At 44.3% G+C, this 18,850-nt stretch carries 14 protein-coding genes and 8 tRNA genes; 1 reads left to right on the plus strand and 21 read right to left on the minus strand.

Annotated elements, in window-relative coordinates:
* Positions 1-5 precede the first annotated feature (5 nt).
* On the plus strand, positions 6-1,274 hold the full coding sequence (locus tag SNR28_RS23700) for an HlyC/CorC family transporter (RefSeq protein WP_375751347.1): 1,269 nt from the start codon (positions 6-8) through the stop codon (positions 1,272-1,274).
* A gap of 154 nt (positions 1,275-1,428) precedes the next feature.
* On the opposite strand, the gene luxS is transcribed toward SNR28_RS23700, so the two are convergent.
* The 21 genes from luxS to recA all read right to left on the minus strand — a co-directional run bounded on the left by luxS (position 1,429) and on the right by recA (position 18,799).
* Positions 1,429-1,947, minus strand: coding sequence for an S-ribosylhomocysteine lyase (luxS, locus tag SNR28_RS23705; RefSeq protein WP_375751349.1), 519 nt, complete (start codon positions 1,945-1,947; stop codon positions 1,429-1,431).
* Between the two features lie 45 nt (positions 1,948-1,992).
* Positions 1,993-3,570 (minus strand): glutamate--cysteine ligase, encoded by a 1,578-nt coding sequence (gene gshA / locus SNR28_RS23710; RefSeq protein ID WP_375751351.1) that lies wholly within the window; start codon positions 3,568-3,570, stop codon positions 1,993-1,995.
* Between the two features lie 120 nt (positions 3,571-3,690).
* Positions 3,691-6,543 (minus strand): M16 family metallopeptidase, encoded by a 2,853-nt coding sequence (locus tag SNR28_RS23715; RefSeq protein ID WP_375751352.1) that lies wholly within the window; start codon positions 6,541-6,543, stop codon positions 3,691-3,693.
* A gap of 8 nt (positions 6,544-6,551) precedes the next feature.
* Entirely contained in the window at positions 6,552-6,992 is a 441-nt protein-coding gene (locus SNR28_RS23720; RefSeq protein WP_375751353.1) for a YqaA family protein, read from the minus strand.
* Entirely contained in the window at positions 6,989-7,942 is a 954-nt protein-coding gene (locus tag SNR28_RS23725; protein ID WP_375751354.1) for an NADP-dependent oxidoreductase, read from the minus strand. The genes SNR28_RS23720 and SNR28_RS23725 overlap by 4 nt, the downstream gene beginning before the upstream one ends.
* A 121-nt stretch (positions 7,943-8,063) precedes the next feature.
* A complete protein-coding gene (locus SNR28_RS23730) occupies positions 8,064-9,194 on the minus strand; it encodes a sodium ion-translocating decarboxylase subunit beta (RefSeq protein ID WP_375751356.1) in 1,131 nt (376 codons plus the stop codon).
* Positions 9,195-9,203: 9 nt separating this feature from the next.
* Complete coding sequence (gene oadA / locus SNR28_RS23735) at positions 9,204-10,997, minus strand: sodium-extruding oxaloacetate decarboxylase subunit alpha (RefSeq protein WP_375751357.1); 1,794 nt, start codon at positions 10,995-10,997, stop codon at positions 9,204-9,206.
* Positions 10,998-11,032: 35 nt separating this feature from the next.
* Positions 11,033-11,293, minus strand: a complete 261-nt coding sequence (locus SNR28_RS23740; protein WP_375751358.1) for an oxaloacetate decarboxylase subunit gamma — start codon at positions 11,291-11,293, stop codon at positions 11,033-11,035.
* Between the two features lie 391 nt (positions 11,294-11,684).
* Positions 11,685-11,761, minus strand: a tRNA-Arg gene (locus SNR28_RS23745).
* 34 nt (positions 11,762-11,795) lie between these two features.
* A tRNA-Arg gene (locus SNR28_RS23750) sits at positions 11,796-11,872 on the minus strand.
* 36 nt (positions 11,873-11,908) lie between these two features.
* A tRNA-Arg gene (locus tag SNR28_RS23755) sits at positions 11,909-11,985 on the minus strand.
* A 44-nt stretch (positions 11,986-12,029) separates the two neighbouring features.
* Positions 12,030-12,106: transfer RNA gene (locus SNR28_RS23760), tRNA-Arg, on the minus strand.
* A gap of 46 nt (positions 12,107-12,152) precedes the next feature.
* Positions 12,153-12,229 (minus strand) — tRNA-Arg (locus SNR28_RS23765).
* Between the two features lie 94 nt (positions 12,230-12,323).
* Positions 12,324-12,416, minus strand: a tRNA-Ser gene (locus SNR28_RS23770).
* 12 nt (positions 12,417-12,428) lie between these two features.
* Positions 12,429-12,505 (minus strand) — tRNA-Arg (locus tag SNR28_RS23775).
* Between the two features lie 36 nt (positions 12,506-12,541).
* Positions 12,542-12,634: transfer RNA gene (locus tag SNR28_RS23780), tRNA-Ser, on the minus strand.
* 194 nt (positions 12,635-12,828) lie between these two features.
* Positions 12,829-13,026: a carbon storage regulator CsrA gene (gene csrA, locus SNR28_RS23785; protein WP_277829125.1), complete on the minus strand. Its 198-nt coding sequence runs from the start codon at positions 13,024-13,026 to the stop codon at positions 12,829-12,831.
* Positions 13,027-13,124: 98 nt separating this feature from the next.
* On the minus strand, positions 13,125-14,309 hold the full coding sequence (locus tag SNR28_RS23790) for an aspartate kinase (protein ID WP_375751359.1): 1,185 nt from the start codon (positions 14,307-14,309) through the stop codon (positions 13,125-13,127).
* A gap of 144 nt (positions 14,310-14,453) precedes the next feature.
* A complete protein-coding gene (alaS, locus tag SNR28_RS23795) occupies positions 14,454-17,042 on the minus strand; it encodes an alanine--tRNA ligase (RefSeq protein ID WP_375751360.1) in 2,589 nt (862 codons plus the stop codon).
* A gap of 155 nt (positions 17,043-17,197) precedes the next feature.
* On the minus strand, positions 17,198-17,641 hold the full coding sequence (gene recX, locus SNR28_RS23800; RefSeq protein ID WP_375751361.1) for a recombination regulator RecX: 444 nt from the start codon (positions 17,639-17,641) through the stop codon (positions 17,198-17,200).
* 57 nt (positions 17,642-17,698) lie between these two features.
* Positions 17,699-18,799, minus strand: coding sequence for a recombinase RecA (gene recA / locus SNR28_RS23805; RefSeq protein WP_375751362.1), 1,101 nt, complete (start codon positions 18,797-18,799; stop codon positions 17,699-17,701).
* Positions 18,800-18,850: the final 51 nt, after the last annotated feature.

Genomic DNA, 18,850 nt, shown 5'->3' on the forward strand with positions numbered 1-18,850 from the left:
CAACTTTGGATGACATATCAACGGGCATTTTGTTCGCCCTACTAGCTTGTCTGATCGTTATATCTGGTTATTTTTCAGGTTCAGAAACAGGGATGATGTCTCTGAACCGTTACAGACTTAAGCACCTGTCCGGCAAAGGGCACAAAGGTGCTAAACGCGTCGAAAAACTTCTTAATAGACCAGACCGCCTTATCGGTCTTATTCTTATCGGTAACAACCTCGTTAATATTCTTGCATCAGCTATCGCAACGATTTTAGGTATGCGAATCTATGGCGATGTGGGTGTGGCTATTTCGACTGGCGTTCTGACTCTCGTTATTCTTGTCTTTGCAGAAGTGACACCAAAAACCCTTGCTGCGCTCTATCCGGAAAAAGTTTCTTACGCTAGTAGCATTGTTCTTTCGTTATTGATGAAGGTTCTTTCACCGCTCGTTCTCTTGGTTAACTTTATCACCAACGGTTTTTTGCGCATACTCGGTGTAAAAGCCAATCACGGCACAGACGACCCATTGAGCTCAGAAGAACTCCGTACGGTAGTAAATGAGGCCGGTGGACTTATCCCTAGCCGACACCAGGATATGTTATTGTCCATCTTGGATCTGGAAAATGTCACAGTAAACGACATTATGGTTCCACGCAACGAGATCACAGGGATCGATATTAACGATGACTGGAAATCGATCGTTCGCCAGCTGACACACTCTCCTCACGGAAAAATCGTTCTTTATCGCGATCAAATTGACGAAGTGGTAGGCATGCTCCGATTACGCGAGTCCTACCGTTTGATGCTGGAAAAAAATGAGTTCACCAAAGAGACACTTCTTCGTGCTGCTGATGAGGTCTATTTCATCCCTGAGGCAACACCGCTTAACGTTCAGCTTCTAAAGTTCCAAAGAAACAAAGAACGTATCGGCCTGATTGTGGATGAATATGGCGACATTATCGGTCTTGTGACGCTAGAAGATATCCTTGAAGAGATCGTTGGTGAGTTCACCACGTCTATTGCACCAAGCCTATCTGATGAAATCACGCCACAAAATGATGGCAGCTTTATGATTGAAGGCAGTGCCAATATCCGCGATATAAATAAAGGCCTCAAATGGACGCTACCAACTGATGGTCCAAGAACGCTAAACGGCCTGATACTAGAACATTTGGAAGATATTCCAGAAAGCCAGCTGAGCATCAATATCGAAAATCATACGATGGAAATTATTGAGTTCACGGAAAACAAAATCAGTATGGTTAAGGTGTTTCCAGCGGCCAAAAAATAACTTTGGTAATTGCAGTATATAAAAAGCGCGAGTATCCATGATACCCGCGCTTTTTTTGTTATTTTCAGGTTCTGTCTAGTTCCCACGCTCTGCGTGGGAATTCATACCTGACTTTACTCCCACACAGAGCATAGGAGCTAGAGGGCGTATTTTATTAGTCTACTTTCAGTTCCTGAAGCATAGACTCAGGCAGTGCCAGATCATCGTTCTTGTTTACAGAAACACCTGCTTCAAGAATTCCCTGAGCGATAGCCTTTGCATCTTCCAGAGAGTGCATTTCATATGTACCGCACTGATACTCGTTCAGCTCAGGAATTTTGTTTTGGCCTTCAACCTTCAAGACATCTTCCATTGCAGCAACCCAGGCATCAGCGACACGTTGCTCGGTAGGTGTGCCAATCAGGCTCATGTAAAAACCTGTACGACAACCCATAGGAGAAATATCGATAATTTCTACATCGCTACCATTCAGGTGTGCACGCATAAATCCAGCGTATAGATGTTCCAGAGTGTGAATACCTCGCTCAGAAAGAATATCTTTGTTTGGTGCACAGAAACGTAGGTCAAACACCGTAATTGTGTCACCTTTAGGTGTTTGCATTGTTTTAGCTACACGTACAGCTGGTGCATTCATACGAGTGTGATCAACTGTAAAACTGTCCAGTAATGGCATTGAGTTACTCCGCTTAAATATCAAAAGTGATATATCAAATTCTAGTTATTCATTTAAATATGAAAAGTAATCCGCCAGAAAATCTTCAAAACTGACCTGATCTGACTCTTCAATTTGGTGCTGTTCAACCAACGATTTTTTAGCCTCTTCCAACATCAATGCTTCAGAATAAGTTTTGTATTCGTGGGTTAAATGTTTTTCTCTGTATTCAATACCTAACTTACAGCCTAGTGTTCCAATACCACCAGCTAACTTAGTTTGCTCCAGCAACTGGCCGGAGACAGTAAGTTCAGGGTTATCAATCCAGGTTTGCAGAAGAGAACATGTATCCGCGTACTTAGTTCCGCCAATCGCTTTATCCATTTCTGCAGCAATTTCCTCGAGATCACAGAATATTTGCTTTGTGTAATCGTGAAGGGAAAGCTCTTTACCATCACAACCGTTTCTCAGCTCTCTAAGCATCAAATCTGGCTTGCGACCTTCAAGGATGACTTTATTCCAGTTATCTTTCCAACAACTCAACTCAGAGTTACAAACAGTGTCTGCGTCTTTTATCAAGCACCATGTCAGGAATAGATCCAGGAAGCGAATTTGCTCTCGGGTAATACCCACCGGGCTAAACGGGTTCACATCTAGTGAGCGAACTTCTATGTATTCAACACCACCGCGTCTCAAAGCTTCTGATGGTTTTTCGCCTGACTTAGCTACTCGCTTAGCACGGATAGGAGCATATAGTTCATTCTCGATCTGCAAAACATTACTGTTGAGCTGACGATATTCACCATCAACCTTTATACCAATTTTGGCAAAGTCTTCAGACGGAGTGTTGATGGCTTTATCCAAACCATCAAGGAAATGTTCCAGGTTATTGTAACCAATATTCAACTCACTCTGGGCGCTGTTGGTATAACCCAAATCGCTCAAACGCAAAGATGTGGCGTATGGCAGATACTTAGTATGTCCCAGCTGCTCAAAAGGCAAGCTGGTTTCTTGTTCTTTCAGGAATGAGCTACAAAGTGCTGGTGATGCACCAAACAGGTATGGGATTAGCCATCCGTAGTGGTAGTAATTTCGGATAAGACTGAAGTATGCATCCGACTTTGTCTTCTGCCTCTCATCTTCACTCTGCTCTCCATACAAGCTATCCCACATAGACTCAGGGAAAGAGAAGTTAAAATGCACACCAGAGATAATCTGCATCATGCTACCGTATCGGTTTTTCAGACCCTGACGGTAAAGGGTTTTCATTTTACCGGTATTCGAGCTACCGTATTGAGCCAGTGCAATATCATCCTCATGCTCGACAAAACAAGGCATAGAAAGAGGCCATAATTTTTCCTCTCCCATTTGCTTGATTGTGAAATGATGAATATCTGATAGCTGATCGACCAACTCTTCTACATCGTTCGATACAGGTGTAATAAACTCAAGTAACGACTCTGAAAAATCCGTTGTAATCCATTTATTAGTTAACGCAGAGCCCAGGCCTTCAGGATGAGGAGTCAGTGCTAACTTTCCATCTTGAGTATAACGTAGAGATTCACGCTCAACACCACGAATAAATTGCTTAAAGCTATCTGGATTATTAGCGACTTTTCTGAGTCGTGAAGAGAAATTAGTCAAAACAAAGGCCACTTATATTATTGAGTTTTTGCGTAGATTACTCTCTTTACAAGAGATTACCAGCTTATCATGTAGTTAAAGTAAGAGGGGCTGATTGCCCCTCTCTTATTTATTTGTTCACTACTTCTGAATTTCAAGCTGTTCTACAGGAATATTCAACTCTTTAAGTTGAGGGAGGAGCGATTCAGCATCCCCGACGACAATAATTTGATAGTCTTTCGGGTTAAACCAGTTGCTAGAAATAGCATCCAACTCTTCTTTTCCGACACTTTCCAGCAACTGATAGCGCTGCTCTATATAGTCGTCATCCAGTGAGTAAACCAGAATATTCTGAAGTAACTGCGCTTTCTTTCCGGGTGTTTCATATTTCAACGCATCCTGCTGGCCAACTGCAAGACGCATAAATGCCATCTCTTCATCGGTCATACCATTTTTAGCGTAGTTATCCATCTCTTTCATAAACTCTTTGATGGAAGGAACGGTAGAGTCAGCTCTGACTTGTGCATCAAACACCAAAAGACCAACTTCACGATTGCTTGCGTGATACCCACTCGCACCGTATGTATAGCCCTTATCTTCTCGTAAGTTCTGGTTGATGCGACTATTAAAGTTGCCAGCCAGATTAAAGTTAGCCAGTTTCGATAGGTACTGCTCCCCAGTCGCGTCATAAGGAAGACCTGTTCTGACCAAACGCACGACACTTTGTGGCGCCTGAGGCTTGTCGATCAGATAGACTTTTTGTTCTTTATTAGCCGGTATCACCTGTGGCCTTAACAATGGAGCATCTTCACCACGCCATTGGTTCAGGAATGTAAGATCTTCTTCAAGCTGCGATTTACTGATATCTCCAACAGCCAGCACCTCAGTGCCACTTGGCGTGTAGTTGGAAGTGTAGAAGGCCTTAACATCATCCAGAGTTAAAGATTCCACAGACTCAACCGTGCCATCATTTGAACGACCATATACGGAATCACCAAACAGTACTTGTCTTGTTGCCTGAGAAGCTAACCAGGACGGTTTTTGATGTTCGTATACTAAACCTTCTAAAGATTGCTTCTTAAGTCTGTCAAATGCTTCTTGAGTAAAGGCTGGTTTAAACAACAGCTCTTCTAAGATAGTCAAAGTATCGCTTAAGTTCCTATCCAAAGAACTGACTGTTACTGTCGTTGTGTAGTTCCCCGCCCCCATGGTAATGCTGCTTCCAAGCTTATCTAACTCTGCCTGGATTTGCTCGATGCTCCTCTTCTGAGATCCTTCCATCACCATATCAGCAGTTAGCGCGGCAAGCCCTTCTTTACCACGAGCGACAAATCGATTACCGGCTGGCATTTGTATTTTCAGCATCACAGTCGGAGTTTCCGACGTTCTTGTCCCGAGTACTTCGATACCACTGTCAAGGTGAAGGCGATAAAGCTTAGGCATTGTTCCTTTCACCGCATCACCAACAGATGGCATTACCGAACGATCAAAATCATCGACAGCTTTAGTGTATGCTAAGTCACTATCAGCCACTTTAACGTACTCTGGTAACGTCCTTGCTGGTGTAACAAACGTAGCTTCACGAACAGCCAACTTGTCCTGCCCTCTAGGAATAACACTCAACGTGACTTTGTTTTTTCCTTCTACATATTTGTTGTACACCTCCATAACAGATTCAGGTGTCACAGCGCGAATCTTCTCTAGTTCAGATTCAATACGATCAGGCTGGCCATAGAAGGTTTCATTGGATGCAAGTTGACTTACTTTTCCACGAACACTCTGCAGAGCAAACACAGCACCAGCTTCAGAACGACCAATTATTTGCTCCAGCTTATCCTGTTCTGCACCATCTTTAGCAAACTTATCCAGTACAGACATAAGCTCATTGTAGATAGGCGTTAAATCACCTTTATCTCCAGAGTTACCCATACCATAGACATAAAAGCTACACGACAACTCAGAACAGCTATGAAACGCACCAGCATCAATCGCTTTCTCTGTCTTCACCAGTTCCTGATAAAGAATGCTGTTTTTACCATCGCCAAGTACAGCAGCCAGTGAATCCAGAGCTATCTGATCTTCATCGCCACGGTACCCTGTTGGCCAGCCAATCATCACCATTGGCTGACGAATACGATCTTCTAAAGTGATGTAACGGTCTTCAGGTAGCATAACTGGCTGTTTAGGTGCATTTTTAACTTCTGGGCCACGAGGTATGGTTCCAAAGTATTTTTTCACCCATTCAAGTGTTTGCTCAGTATCTAAATCACCACCAATAGTAATGGTGGCATTGTTAGGACCATACCAACGCAGGAAAAATGCTTTCAGATCGTTTACATCAACGCGATCCAGATCTTCTACGTAACCAATAGTTTGCCATGAGTAGGGGTGACCTTCAGGGTACATCGCTTCCCCCATACGTTCCCACATCAATCCATATGGACGGTTATCATAATTTTGAGCACGCTCGTTCTTAACCGTATCTCGCTGGATCTCAAACTTTCTCTGAGAGACCGCATCTATCAGGAAGCCCATACGATCAGATTCCAGCCAAAGTACTTTCTCTAACTGATTAGCCGGTACCGTTTCAAAATAGTTTGTTCTGTCACGGTTTGTTGTGCCGTTTAACGTACCACCAGCTTCGGTGATGATCTTAAAGTGTTCCTGATCACCAACATGCTCAGAGCCCTGGAACATCATATGTTCAAAGAAGTGAGCAAAACCAGATTTCCCAACTTCTTCTCGCGCAGAACCCACGTGGTACGTTACGTCAACATGTACAAGCGGATCCGAGTGATCCGGAGAGAGTATGACCGTCAAGCCGTTATCAAGCTCATATTTTGAATATGGAATGTTTACCTTACCTGATATCTCGCCCACTTCTTCCACAAGAGTGATACCTTCAGGCAAATTTGATGACACATTGACAGGTGCAGACTGTGAGCAGCCATACAACGCCACAAGTGAGGCCATTCCAAGCCAGATTTTTCTCATAAGAGCTCCTAAAAAAAACCTAAAAATAGCGCAGCCAAAAGGCTGTATCTGAGTGCTTTTCCTATGGCAATAAGAACTAAACACGGCCAGAATTTCATTCGCAACCAGCCAGCGGCTAAACAAAGAGGGTCACCAATGACAGGTAACCAACTAAAGAGTAGTGCGAAGTAGCCGTGTTTGTTTAACCAGAGTATGGCTTTATGACCATGTTTTTCGTTTTGAGTTCGGTTTGGCAACCATAAGCCTAACCAATAGTTGGTTAATCCACCTAGTGTATTGCCAATGGTGGAAACTAACACAACCGAAATTACTGAATATTGTTCTAATGTCAGAGTTGCGACAAGAGCAGCTTCTGAGCCTCCGGGGAGAAGAGTCGCACTAAGAAATCCTGTAGAGAATAGAACCCAAAGTGCAGACTCACTAAACCAGTGGGAAATCGTTTCTATCAATGTTGCATATCAAGTAATATCTTGCCTCGCGTTCTGCCTGTTTCAACTTGTTTATGCGCTTCAATGGACTCTTTGTAAGAGTAAACTTTTTGGACTTCGGTCTTGAGCAAGCCAACACTGACCATATAAAGCATGGTTTCAAGCTGTTCCGTATCCGGTTCTACCAACATACCGGTTGCCTCAAAGCCCAGTAGTTTCGCCTTTTCGCATATCATTTCTGCGGTAATAGTAGGAATAGTCACAACCCGTGCGCCATCTTTAAGACACTTAAGCGCATCCAGAGCGGCATCCCCACCTACCAGATCAATTAGGACATCAACATCACTTAATCGTTCCGAAACTGGTGCAAACTGATAGTTAATGGCATGGGCACCAAGGTTAGCCAGAAAATCTAAGTTAGCTTCACTACAAGTGGTATAAACTTCAGCCTGAGCCGCAACAGCAATTTGAACCGCCAGGTGACCAACACCTCCAGCGCCAGCAAGTATCAAAACTCTATCTTCCGATGATACACCTGCCTTGTTCATCGCCTGAGCCGCTGTTTGCCCGGCAAGAGGAAGAACTGCCGCCCCCTCAAGTGTCACCGCATCGGGAACGCGACACAGTTTTTCTTCGGGAACCGATAAATATTGGCTATAACCACCACCTTCCAAAGGGAACCCGATGAAACCCGCTACATAGTTATCTACTTCGAAGGATACTACTCCCTCACCAACTTTGACGACTTTCCCGGAGACATCATAACCAGGCGTCCACGGAAGTTTGTCTTTGTTTTGCTCTGCTGCCCAGCCAAGACCCGCGCGAGTTTTCACATCAATAGGGTTAACACCGGCAAAGAACACCTTAACTAACACCTCTCCGGCTTTTGGTTCCGGAACAGGTTCACTTTGAATAGCTAAAACTTCCGGGCTACCAAATTCGGTGATAACGACTTTTTTATTCTCTGTCATGTAATTTCCCTATCAACATTCAAAAAGAAAGGGATGCATTTAGCATCCCTTTGACTATAAACCATTTTAAATGATTTGGTTAGACTCTGAACAAGCGAAAAGCCCTCAAAATATCCAACTTTTATCCAACAAGCGCTAACAGAATACCTGCTGCTACTGCCGAACCAAGTACACCCGCAACGTTTGGACCCATAGCATGCATTAGCAGGAAGTTATGTGGGTTAGCCTGCAGGCCAACCTTGTTAACAACACGTGCCGCCATAGGTACCGCAGAGACACCAGCCGCTCCGATGAGTGGGTTGATATCTTCTTCTGAGTACTTGTTCAAAAGCTTCGCCATTAATACGCCAGCAGCAGTACCGATACTGAATGCAACCGCACCCAGAGCAAGAATACCCAGCGTCTCAACATTCAAGAACTTATCTGCCTGAAGCTTAGAGCCAACGCCCAGGCCAAGGAAGATAGTTACGATGTTGATGAGCTCGTTCTGAGCAGTCTTAGACAGGCGCTCTACCACACCTGCTTCACGCATCAGGTTACCCAGACAGAACATACCGACCAGCGGAGTCGCAGGAGGCAGGAACAGAATAGCCATCAATAGTACAGCAAGAGGGAAGATGATCTTCTCTGCTTTACCAACATGACGTAACTGTGCCATCTTGATCTTACGCTCATCTTCACTCGTCAGCGCTTTCATAATCGGTGGCTGAATAATTGGAACCAGAGCCATATAGCTGTAGGCAGCTACTGCAATCGCACCGAGCAGATCAGGGGATAGTTGGCTCGACAAGAATATAGCTGTCGGCCCATCCGCACCACCAATGATCGCAATTGAAGATGCATCGGCAAGTGAGAACTCCATACCCGGAATATAGTTAAGCAAGATTGCACCAAACAGAGTGGCAAAAATACCAAATTGTGCTGCTGCACCTAACCATAATGTCTTCGGGTTAGCGATAAGCGCACCGAAGTCAGTCATTGCCCCTACGCCCATAAAGATAAGAAGCGGGAAGATCCCGGTTTCAATACCTGCATAGTAAACGTAGTACAGCAGACCACCTTCATCAGTAAAGCCTGCACCCGGAATGTTTGCCAGAATGGCACCAAAACCGATCGGTAGCAGTAGCAAAGGCTCAAAGCCCTTGCGAATTGCCAAGAACAGCAATAAACAACCAACGATGATCATGGAAATCTGACCAAAATCGAAGTTCGCTATCCCTGTCTCCGACCAAAGAATCAATAAACCGTCCATGATTCTCCCTTATGCAAGACTCAGAAGTGGTGCACCCACTGCAACTGAATCGCCTTCTTTAACTTGAATATCAGCAACTGTACCCGCACGTGATGCACGAACCTCAGTCTCCATCTTCATCGCTTCAAGGATAATAAGTACGTCACCTTCGGCTACCTGAGCGCCTGGCTGTACATTTACTTTGAAGATAGTCCCTGCAAGTGGTGCAGGAACAGCTTCGGCATTGCCTGCTGGTGCTGCCGCAGGGGCTGCTTGAGGAGCTGGCGCTGTTGAAGCAGCTGGAGCTACAGACGTTAGCTGTCCCTGAGGGCCAACTTCTACATCGTATACCTGACCATCCACTTTCACGCTGTATGACTCAACGCCACCCGCTGGCGCTGCTGCAGGAGCAGGTGCCGCTTTCACTTCAGGCTCTTTGCCCGGAGCTGGTTCAAACGCATCAGGGTTGCCACGGTTCTTAAGGAACTTCAGGCCAACCTGAGGGAACAGTGCGTATGTTAGAACATCATCGACTGTATCTTCAGCCAGAGAAATACCATCTGCTTTTGCTTTTTCCAAAAGGTCTGTTGTTAGTGTGTCTAACTCATCTTCAAGCAGATCAGCAGGACGACAAGTTACAGGTTCTGCACCATCCAACACTCGTGCCTGAAGCTCTTTGTTTACTTCTGCTGGGGCTGAGCCGTACTCGCCTTTTAGAACACCTGCCGTTTCTTTCGTGATGCTCTTATAACGCTCACCAGTTAGTACGTTGATAACAGCCTGTGTACCAACGATCTGAGACGTTGGTGTTACCAATGGAATAAAGCCCAAATCTTCACGTACGCGTGGAATTTCTTCCAATACCTCATCGATACGATCAGCAGCACCCTGTTCTTTCAGCTGACCTTCCATGTTAGTCAACATACCACCAGGAACCTGAGCAATAAGAATGCGAGAATCGACACCTTTCATTGCGCCTTCCCACTTCGCATACTTCTTACGTACTTCACGGAAGTAAGCTGCAATTGGTTCAATCTGATCAAGTTTCAAGCCAGTGTCACGCTCTGTACCTTCCAGCATAGCCACAACTGTCTCAGTTGGCGTATGACCGTATGTCTGGCTCATTGAAGAGATAGCCGTGTCCAGAATATCCAATCCAGATTCAACCGCTTTAACTGCAGTCGCTGTAGAAAGACCCGTAGTAGCATGACAGTGAAGAGCAAGAGGGACATCACAAGATGCTTTAATACGAGTGATCAACTCTTCTGCTTCATATGGCTTAAGCAGACCTGACATATCTTTAATACAAAGAGAATGACAGCCTAGATCTTCAAGGCGTTTAGCAAGATCAACCCAAGTATCCGCATTGTGCACCGGGCTAGTTGTGTAGGAGAGCGTACCCTGTGCATGTGCACCCACATCTACCGCTGACTTAACTGCCTTTTGAAAGTTACGAACATCGTTCATCGCGTCAAAGATACGGAAAACATCCATACCATTCGCGTGAGCGCGTTCAACAAATTTTTCAACAACATCATCACCATAGTGGCGATAACCAAGAAGGTTCTGGCCACGAAGCAGCATTTGCATCGGTGTATTTGGCATCGCTTTTTTCAGCTCACGCAGACGCTCCCATGGATCTTCACCCAGAAAACGAATACATGAATCAAATGTTGCGCCACCCCATGTCTCTAAAGACCAGTAGCCAACTTTATCTAGCTCGGCTGCAATCGGTAACATATCCTCGATACGCATACGAGTAGCGAATAGCGATTGATGAGCGTCGCGTAGTACTACGTCTGTAATAGCAAGTGGTTTAGACATGCTTGTAAACTCCTTTTATTCCTGCACAAAGCTACTTACTTAGCGGCAGAGTTGCGGTACTTATGTACAGCAGCAGAAATTGCTGCAACAACCTGAGGGCTAACAGTAGATGATGATGTAGATTGAACTTGTGATTTTTGAACTGGTGCTGGGATCGGTTGAGGCACTTCTTCTGGAAGTAACCTGGACATTAACCGAACCAGATAAACTAGAATTGTTAGAAAAACAAAAACAACGACCATTCCAGTGGCCATTAGTGTTGCTGCTTCCCCTAATAAGCTTCCAATATCTGTCATTATGCTTCCTTTCTTGTCATCCTGACAAAATACCAAGATTGCGTTTTTTGTACGGTAAACTTGGCGTGGCTTAGGATTATCTCGATTAGGAAATAATTGTCAATTTGGTTTACAGGTGTATGAAAGATAACACACAAAATTAACGCCATTCTCTTATAAATAAAGACTTTCAGCTCCATACAAAGCCTTTTCTAGTCTATTTAACTAAGCGTTAAGGTTAACTTAAGGGAAAATGCGCACAATTAATGCGATACGAGTAATAAAACTGGTATTTTCAGTTTAAAAACAGGCATTTGTAAATGATAAGTTAAATTATTTTAGCAAGGTTGTTACTTGAAGTGTAATTAAGGAGTAAATAAAAAAGCCTTGCGAATGCAAGGCTTTAGAATGATGGCGCGCTCGGAAGGATTCGAACCTTCGACCGCCTGGTTCGTAGCCAGGTACTCTATCCAGCTGAGCTACGAGCGCGCAATATCAGTTGTGTACATTTAAATGGAAAGAATGGCGCGCTCGGAAGGATTCGAACCTTCGACCGCCTGGTTCGTAGCCAGGTACTCTATCCAGCTGAGCTACGAGCGCGCAATATCAATTTGTGTACATTTAAATGTGAAAGAATGGCGCGCTCGGAAGGATTCGAACCTTCGACCGCCTGGTTCGTAGCCAGGTACTCTATCCAGCTGAGCTACGAGCGCGCAAGAATTCTTTTTTTGATGAACATAACAAAGGTAGTAGAAAATGGCGCGCTCGGAAGGATTCGAACCTTCGACCGCCTGGTTCGTAGCCAGGTACTCTATCCAGCTGAGCTACGAGCGCACTGAGATATTTTCTATAACCAAATGATTATATTCATTTTTAATAATGGCGCGCTCGGAAGGATTCGAACCTTCGACCGCCTGGTTCGTAGCCAGGTACTCTATCCAGCTGAGCTACGAGCGCGCGAGGGTGTGAAGCTTATCACACTTTCGTTTCTAAGAAACGAAAAAAATGGCCTTTTGACCATGTTATCAGTCTACCAAATAGATAAACCAAATGGCGGTGAGGGAGGGATTCGAACCCTCGATACGGCTACAAACCGTATACTCCCTTAGCAGGGGAGCGCCTTCAGCCTCTCGGCCACCTCACCTTTTTTATAGAATGGCGCGCTCGGAAGGATTCGAACCTTCGACCGCCTGGTTCGTAGCCAGGTACTCTATCCAGCTGAGCTACGAGCGCGTTTTCTATAATCTGCAAGACATCCTTAAAAAGGAATGGCGGTGAGGGAGGGATTCGAACCCTCGATACGGCTACAAACCGTATACTCCCTTAGCAGGGGAGCGCCTTCAGCCTCTCGGCCACCTCACCGTCTTGCGGACGCACATATTACGATTTACCAAAAATATGTCAATGACTTTCTGAGATTAAATCGGTAAAAAATGCGTGATAGAGCAGGAATCAACCAATAGTGGTTTAATTGCTGCTTTTTTGTTGCTTTTCATGATGAAAAACAACATTCAAAATAGAAAAAGGCCAGTGAACTCACTAGCCTTCAAGTCTGATTAGTAGTTTCCTGAACCTGGGTTTCCAGTTCCTTTCTCAGCTTGTATGCGCATATATATCTCTTCACGGTGAACAGATACTTCTTTAGGTGCATTTACACCAATGCGTACCTGATTACCTTTTACGCCAAGAACAGTAACGGTAACTTCATCACCAATCATTAAAGTTTCGCCTACGCGGCGAGTCAAAATCAGCATTCTGTGCTCCTTGAGTGATCTCTGAACTATCTTTCTTTATTTGTGCTTATTATCCAACAAAACCAATAGACCCGTAAATTAGCTTAATACGCCTATGGCTAAATTACCGCTAATTTTTCTTGTTTTTCAACTAAGTCTTTCGCAACTATGAAAGTTTCATGGATAATATTAGCTGCTCTTTCTATTACTTCTAGTTTAAGCAATAGCATTGAAAATTGCTGACCAGAAGTCGAAGCAAATATCTCTATCGCATTTTCTGAAAGAATGTCAGTTGAGTGTTGAACAATTCCTTCTGCCTTACTACCTACGCAAGTAAGTGAACTCACTTCTTCACTATTACGGATTTTAGAACCAAAAACCAGTGCTAACTTATCGAAAGCATCTTGTTTAACAACAACACCTTGTCGATTTGCTTCCTCGATCACAGTCCAGACAGTGATCCCCAGTAACTGGCATTGTTTGATCAATGTTTCAAATTCAACTTGTTCTACGTGAATAAAGACAAGATCTTTTTGTAAGGCTATCCCACAGATACCGTGCACACATTCATCCCCTTTAACAAGGGTACCGATACCTTCAGAAAATGATGACCGTACCCTTAATGGTACGTTTTTCTCTTTTGCTTCTATGACACATGGTAAATGCAATACTTTTGCACCTTTCCTTGCCATCTCTTCCATATTTGGAAAATCGACAATATCCAGTTTTTTCGAATCAGTTACAACCCTTGGATCACAACTGTATATTCCGTCTACATCGGTAAAGATCTGGCATTCATCCGCTTTTAACGCTCCGGCTAACGCAACTGCTGTCGTGTCAGAGCCACCACGCCCTAAAGTCGTGATATCTCCATTTTCATTAATGCCTTGGAATCCCGCTACGATAACGATCTGATCATCAGAAATAAGCTCGTTAATCAGTTCCGTTTTGATATGCCTTATAGTCGCATTGTTGTGTAAATTGTCCGTATATATTCCAGCCTGGCCACCAGTCAGTGATGTACTCCTATAGCCCATTCTATTTAATGTCATAGAAAGCAATGCCATAGATACCTGCTCACCAGCAGATAATAAAACATCTAACTCACGTGCATTGGGTACAGCATCTATCTCTTTTGCCATTCCCATTAGACGGTTGGTTTCACCTGACATAGCAGAGACCACAACCACCAGGTTCATACCTGACTCTTTTATTCGAACAATTCGTTCAGCAACAGACTTAATACGCTCAATTGAGCCTACTGAAGTGCCACCAAATTTCAAAACGTGTAGCGGCTTTTTCACCAGTCTTCACCTTCCCCGAGAATCTATCTCGTCCAGCTATTAATTACGTTATATTTACGTCAATCTTATACAGAAAAACCAACTAACCTCAGTTAGTTGGTTTCTATCTGCTCTATTCTTAAATCATATCTTCAAGAATATAAGTTATTTACCCAGGCGCTCTTCAAGCCAAGGGTTTACAGACTTAAGCGCTTCTGGAAGAGCATCAATATCCGTACCACCAGCCTGAGCCATATCCGGGCGGCCACCGCCTTTACCGCCAACCTGCTGTGCAACAAGGTTAACCAGCTCGCCAGCTTTTACTTGACCAGTCAGGTCTTTGGTTACACCTGCAATCAAACCAACCTTACCATTAGCAACGTTAGCAAGTAGGATAATGCCACTACCAACCTGATTCTTAATATCGTCAACCATAGTTCTAAGGTTCTTGTTGTCCGCACCTTCCAACGCAGCAATAAGCACTTTATGGCCAGCGATATTCTGAACTTTACCCATAACATTGGCACTTTCAACGGCTGCCAGTTTGTCTTTAAGCTGCTGAATCTCTTTCTCAAGAGATTTTGCTTTAGTCGCAGACTCAGATAGTTTCGCTTCAAATTGCAGTTGTTGAGCTTCGATTGCGTCCAGTGCAGCTTCACCTGTCACCGCTTCGATACGGCGGATACCTGCTGCGATACCACCTTCAGAAGTGATCTTAAACAGACCGATATCACCAGTGTTCGACGCGTGGATACCACCACATAGCTCCGTTGAGAACTCACCCATAGATAGTACACGAACTTCATCGTCATACTTCTCACCAAACAGTGCCATCGCGCCTTTAGCTTTCGCAGACTCAATATCCATCACGTTGGTTTCAATATTGTGGTTAGAGCGAACATGCAGGTTAACCAGACGCTCTACCTCTTTTAGCTCTTCCGGTTTAACAGCTTCCAGATGAGAGAAGTCAAAACGTAGGTTTTCAGGTTTAACAAGAGAACCTTTCTGAGCGACATGCTCACCAAGTACAGTACGCAATGCAGCATGCAACAAGTGAGTCGCAGAGTGGTTTAATGAGATAGCAGCTCGACGCTCTGCATCAACAACTGCATCAACTTTATCGCCTTTTGCAAGCACACCTTCAGTCAACTCGCCGTGATGAGCAATCGCATTACCCAGCTTTTGAGTATCTTCTACTTTGAACAGACCAGCCGTTGTTTTAAGGAAACCAGCATCACCACACTGACCACCAGACTCAGCGTAGAAAGGCGTTTCGCTCAATACAACGATAGCTTTGTCACCAGCAGATAGTGCATCAGCTTCATTGCCTTCGACAAACATGGCAACAACTTCTGAATTACCTTCTGTGCCCTCATAGCCAAGGAACTCAGTAGAAGCGTCAACTTTAATTGCTTCGTTATAATCGGTGCCAAACTGACCCGCTTCACGTGCACGCTGACGCTGCGCTTCCATTGCTTTTTCGAAGCCTGCTTCGTCGATCGAGAATTCACGCTCACGCGCGACATCATTTGTTAAGTCTGCCGGGAAGCCATATGTGTCATACAGCTTAAATACTGTCTCACCATCCAGCACCTTGCCGTCTAGGTTATCCAGAGCTTCCGTCAGGATTGTCATACCACGTTCAAGTGTACGACCAAAGTTTTCTTCTTCGATACGAAGTACTTTTTCAACCAGTTCCTGTTGTTTCTTAAGCTCTTCACCCGCAGTGCCCATTACTTCAGCAAGAACACCGACTAGCTTATGGAAAAATGCACCTTGTGCGCCAAGCTTATTACCGTGACGGACTGCGCGACGGATAATACGACGTAGAACATAACCACGACCTTCGTTTGATGGCATAACGCCGTCGACGATAAGGAATGCGCATGAACGGATGTGGTCAGCTACAACGCGCAGTGACTGATTGGTAAGATCCTTATGACCAGTGACTTCAGAAGCGGCTTTGATAAGCGTCTGGAATACATCAATCTCGTAGTTTGAATGAACGCCTTGCATGATTGCAGCGATACGCTCAATACCCATACCTGTATCAACAGATGGCTTAGGTAGCGGTTCCATTGTTCCGTCAGCATGACGGTTGAACTGCATAAATACGTTGTTCCAGATTTCGATGAAGCGGTCACCATCTTCTTCAGGTGAACCAGGGCGGCCACCCCAGATGTGTTCACCGTGATCATAAAAGATCTCAGTACATGGACCACAAGGTCCCGTATCACCCATCTGCCAGAAGTTATCTGATTCGTATGGCTTACCACCTTTCTTATCACCAATGCGGATAATGCGGTCAGCCGGAATATTCATTTTCTTATTCCAGATCTCAAACGCTTCATCATCAGTTTCATAAACCGTTACCAGAAGCTTCTCTTTAGGTAGCTTCAGAGTCTCAGTCAAAAATTCCCATGCATAAGCAATTGCATCATCTTTGAAGTAATCACCAAAGCTGAAGTTACCAAGCATTTCAAAAAAAGTATGGTGACGAGCTGTAAAACCTACGTTTTCAAGGTCATTGTGCTTACCACCAGCACGCACACAACGCTGAGCTGTAGTGGCTCGGGTATAGGCTCGTTTTTCAAGGCCAAGGAAACAATCTTTAAACTGGTTCATACCCGCATTAGTGAACAGCAGTGTTGGATCATTTGCTGGTACCAATGAAGAACTATCTACAATTTGGTGTCCTTTGCTTTCAAAGAACTTTAGAAACGCGCTGCGTATCTCGTCGGTGCTCATGTACATGCGACTCTTCCTGAAACTTTCGAGATGGAAATTAGGGCAGAAAACGCCCAAAATAATTTAATGGCGGGTATTGTATACTCAAACCCATCTAAGATGCGAGCTAATGGAAGAATTTATTCAAACGCAAATGATAAACAGAGATTTGTGGTGTAGATTCAACTCTCTCCCCGGAGAGCATAGTTGATCTGCTCGAAGTCAAACCCTCGATATTGAAGAAATCGGACTTGCTTCGCGTATTCTTTCTGATCAACTGCCTTTTTGCCTTTAAACTTTTTCTCAGCGACAACTTTAGCCAGCTCAAACCAATCCGTTTCTTCAGACTCAATAGCCTGATAGATAACCTCTTCTTCTACTCTTTTAAACGAAAGTTCCTGCTTGATTCGATTTACACCGTGCCCCTTAGAAATATGCTGACGTACCTGGCTTTGCGCATACCGGAGATCATTAAGGTAATTGCTTTCAACACAATACTGGACCGCTCTTTCTGCATCTTCTTCGGAGTAGCCTTTGCTTTTGAGTTTTTGCAGGAGTTCGTATCTACCGTGGTCACGACGGGATAACAGATAAATTGAAGTTTCTAGTGCGGTAAATGAAGACATATAAAATTCAGATAAAAAAGAAGGGCGCAAGCGCCCTTACTCTATTACTTTTAACAATTACTTGCCGTCTACAGGCATTTCAGCTGGAGCAGCGTCATCTTCTTCAATAACTGCTGGAGTCAACAGCATCTCACGAAGTTTTGTATCAATCTCTTTTGCTGCTTCAGGGTTTTCACGCATGAACTTACAAGCATTTGCTTTACCCTGACCAATTTTATCGCCTTTGTAGCTGTACCATGCACCCGCTTTTTCAACCAGCTTGTGCTTAACACCAAGGTCGATTAGTTCACCTTCCGCGTTAAAGCCCTGGCCGTACATAATCTGAGTGTGAGCTTCTTTAAATGGTGCTGCAATTTTGTTCTTAACAACTTTAATCTTAGTTTCGTTACCAACAACCTCATCGCCCTCTTTGATAGCGCCAGTACGACGAATATCAAGACGAACAGAAGCGTAGAACTTAAGCGCATTACCACCCGTTGTTGTTTCTGGGTTACCGAACATAACACCAATCTTCATACGGATCTGGTTGATGAAGATACACATACAGTTAGACTGCTTAAGGTTACCTGTTAGCTTACGCATTGCCTGAGAAAGCATACGAGCTTGCAGCCCCATGTGACTATCACCCATTTCACCTTCGATTTCGGCTTTTGGAGTAAGAGCAGCAACAGAGTCGACAACCAGTACATCTACAGCACCAGAACGGGCAAGTGCATCACAAATTTCCAGCGCCTGTTCACCTGTATCTGGCTGAGATACAAGTAGGTCATCAATGTTTACACCCAGTTTCTTTGCGTAGACAGGATCAAGAGCATGTTCAGCATCAACGAACGCACAAGTTTTTCCATCACGCTGAGCTGCAGCAATCAACTCAAGAGTTAGCGTTGTTTTACCTGAACTTTCTGGACCGTAAATTTCAACAATACGTCCCATTGGAAGGCCGCCAGCACCCAAAGCAATATCAAGAGACAGTGAGCCTGTTGATACTGTTTCTACATCCATAGTGCGGTTATCACCAAGGCGCATGATAGAACCTTTACCAAATTGTTTTTCAATCTGACCAAGCGCCGCGGCAAGAGCCTTCTGTTTGTTCTCGTCCATTACTTTCTCCACACAAAGTGTTCTTAAACTTTTTCGATCATTATACTGTTGATTCATACAGTGTCTATACCTGTATAAACTTTTTTTGTTTCCTCGCGATCAATACCA

The sequence above is a fragment of the Vibrio iocasae genome (assembly GCF_042245395.1).
GTDB lineage: Bacteria > Pseudomonadota > Gammaproteobacteria > Enterobacterales > Vibrionaceae > Vibrio > Vibrio iocasae.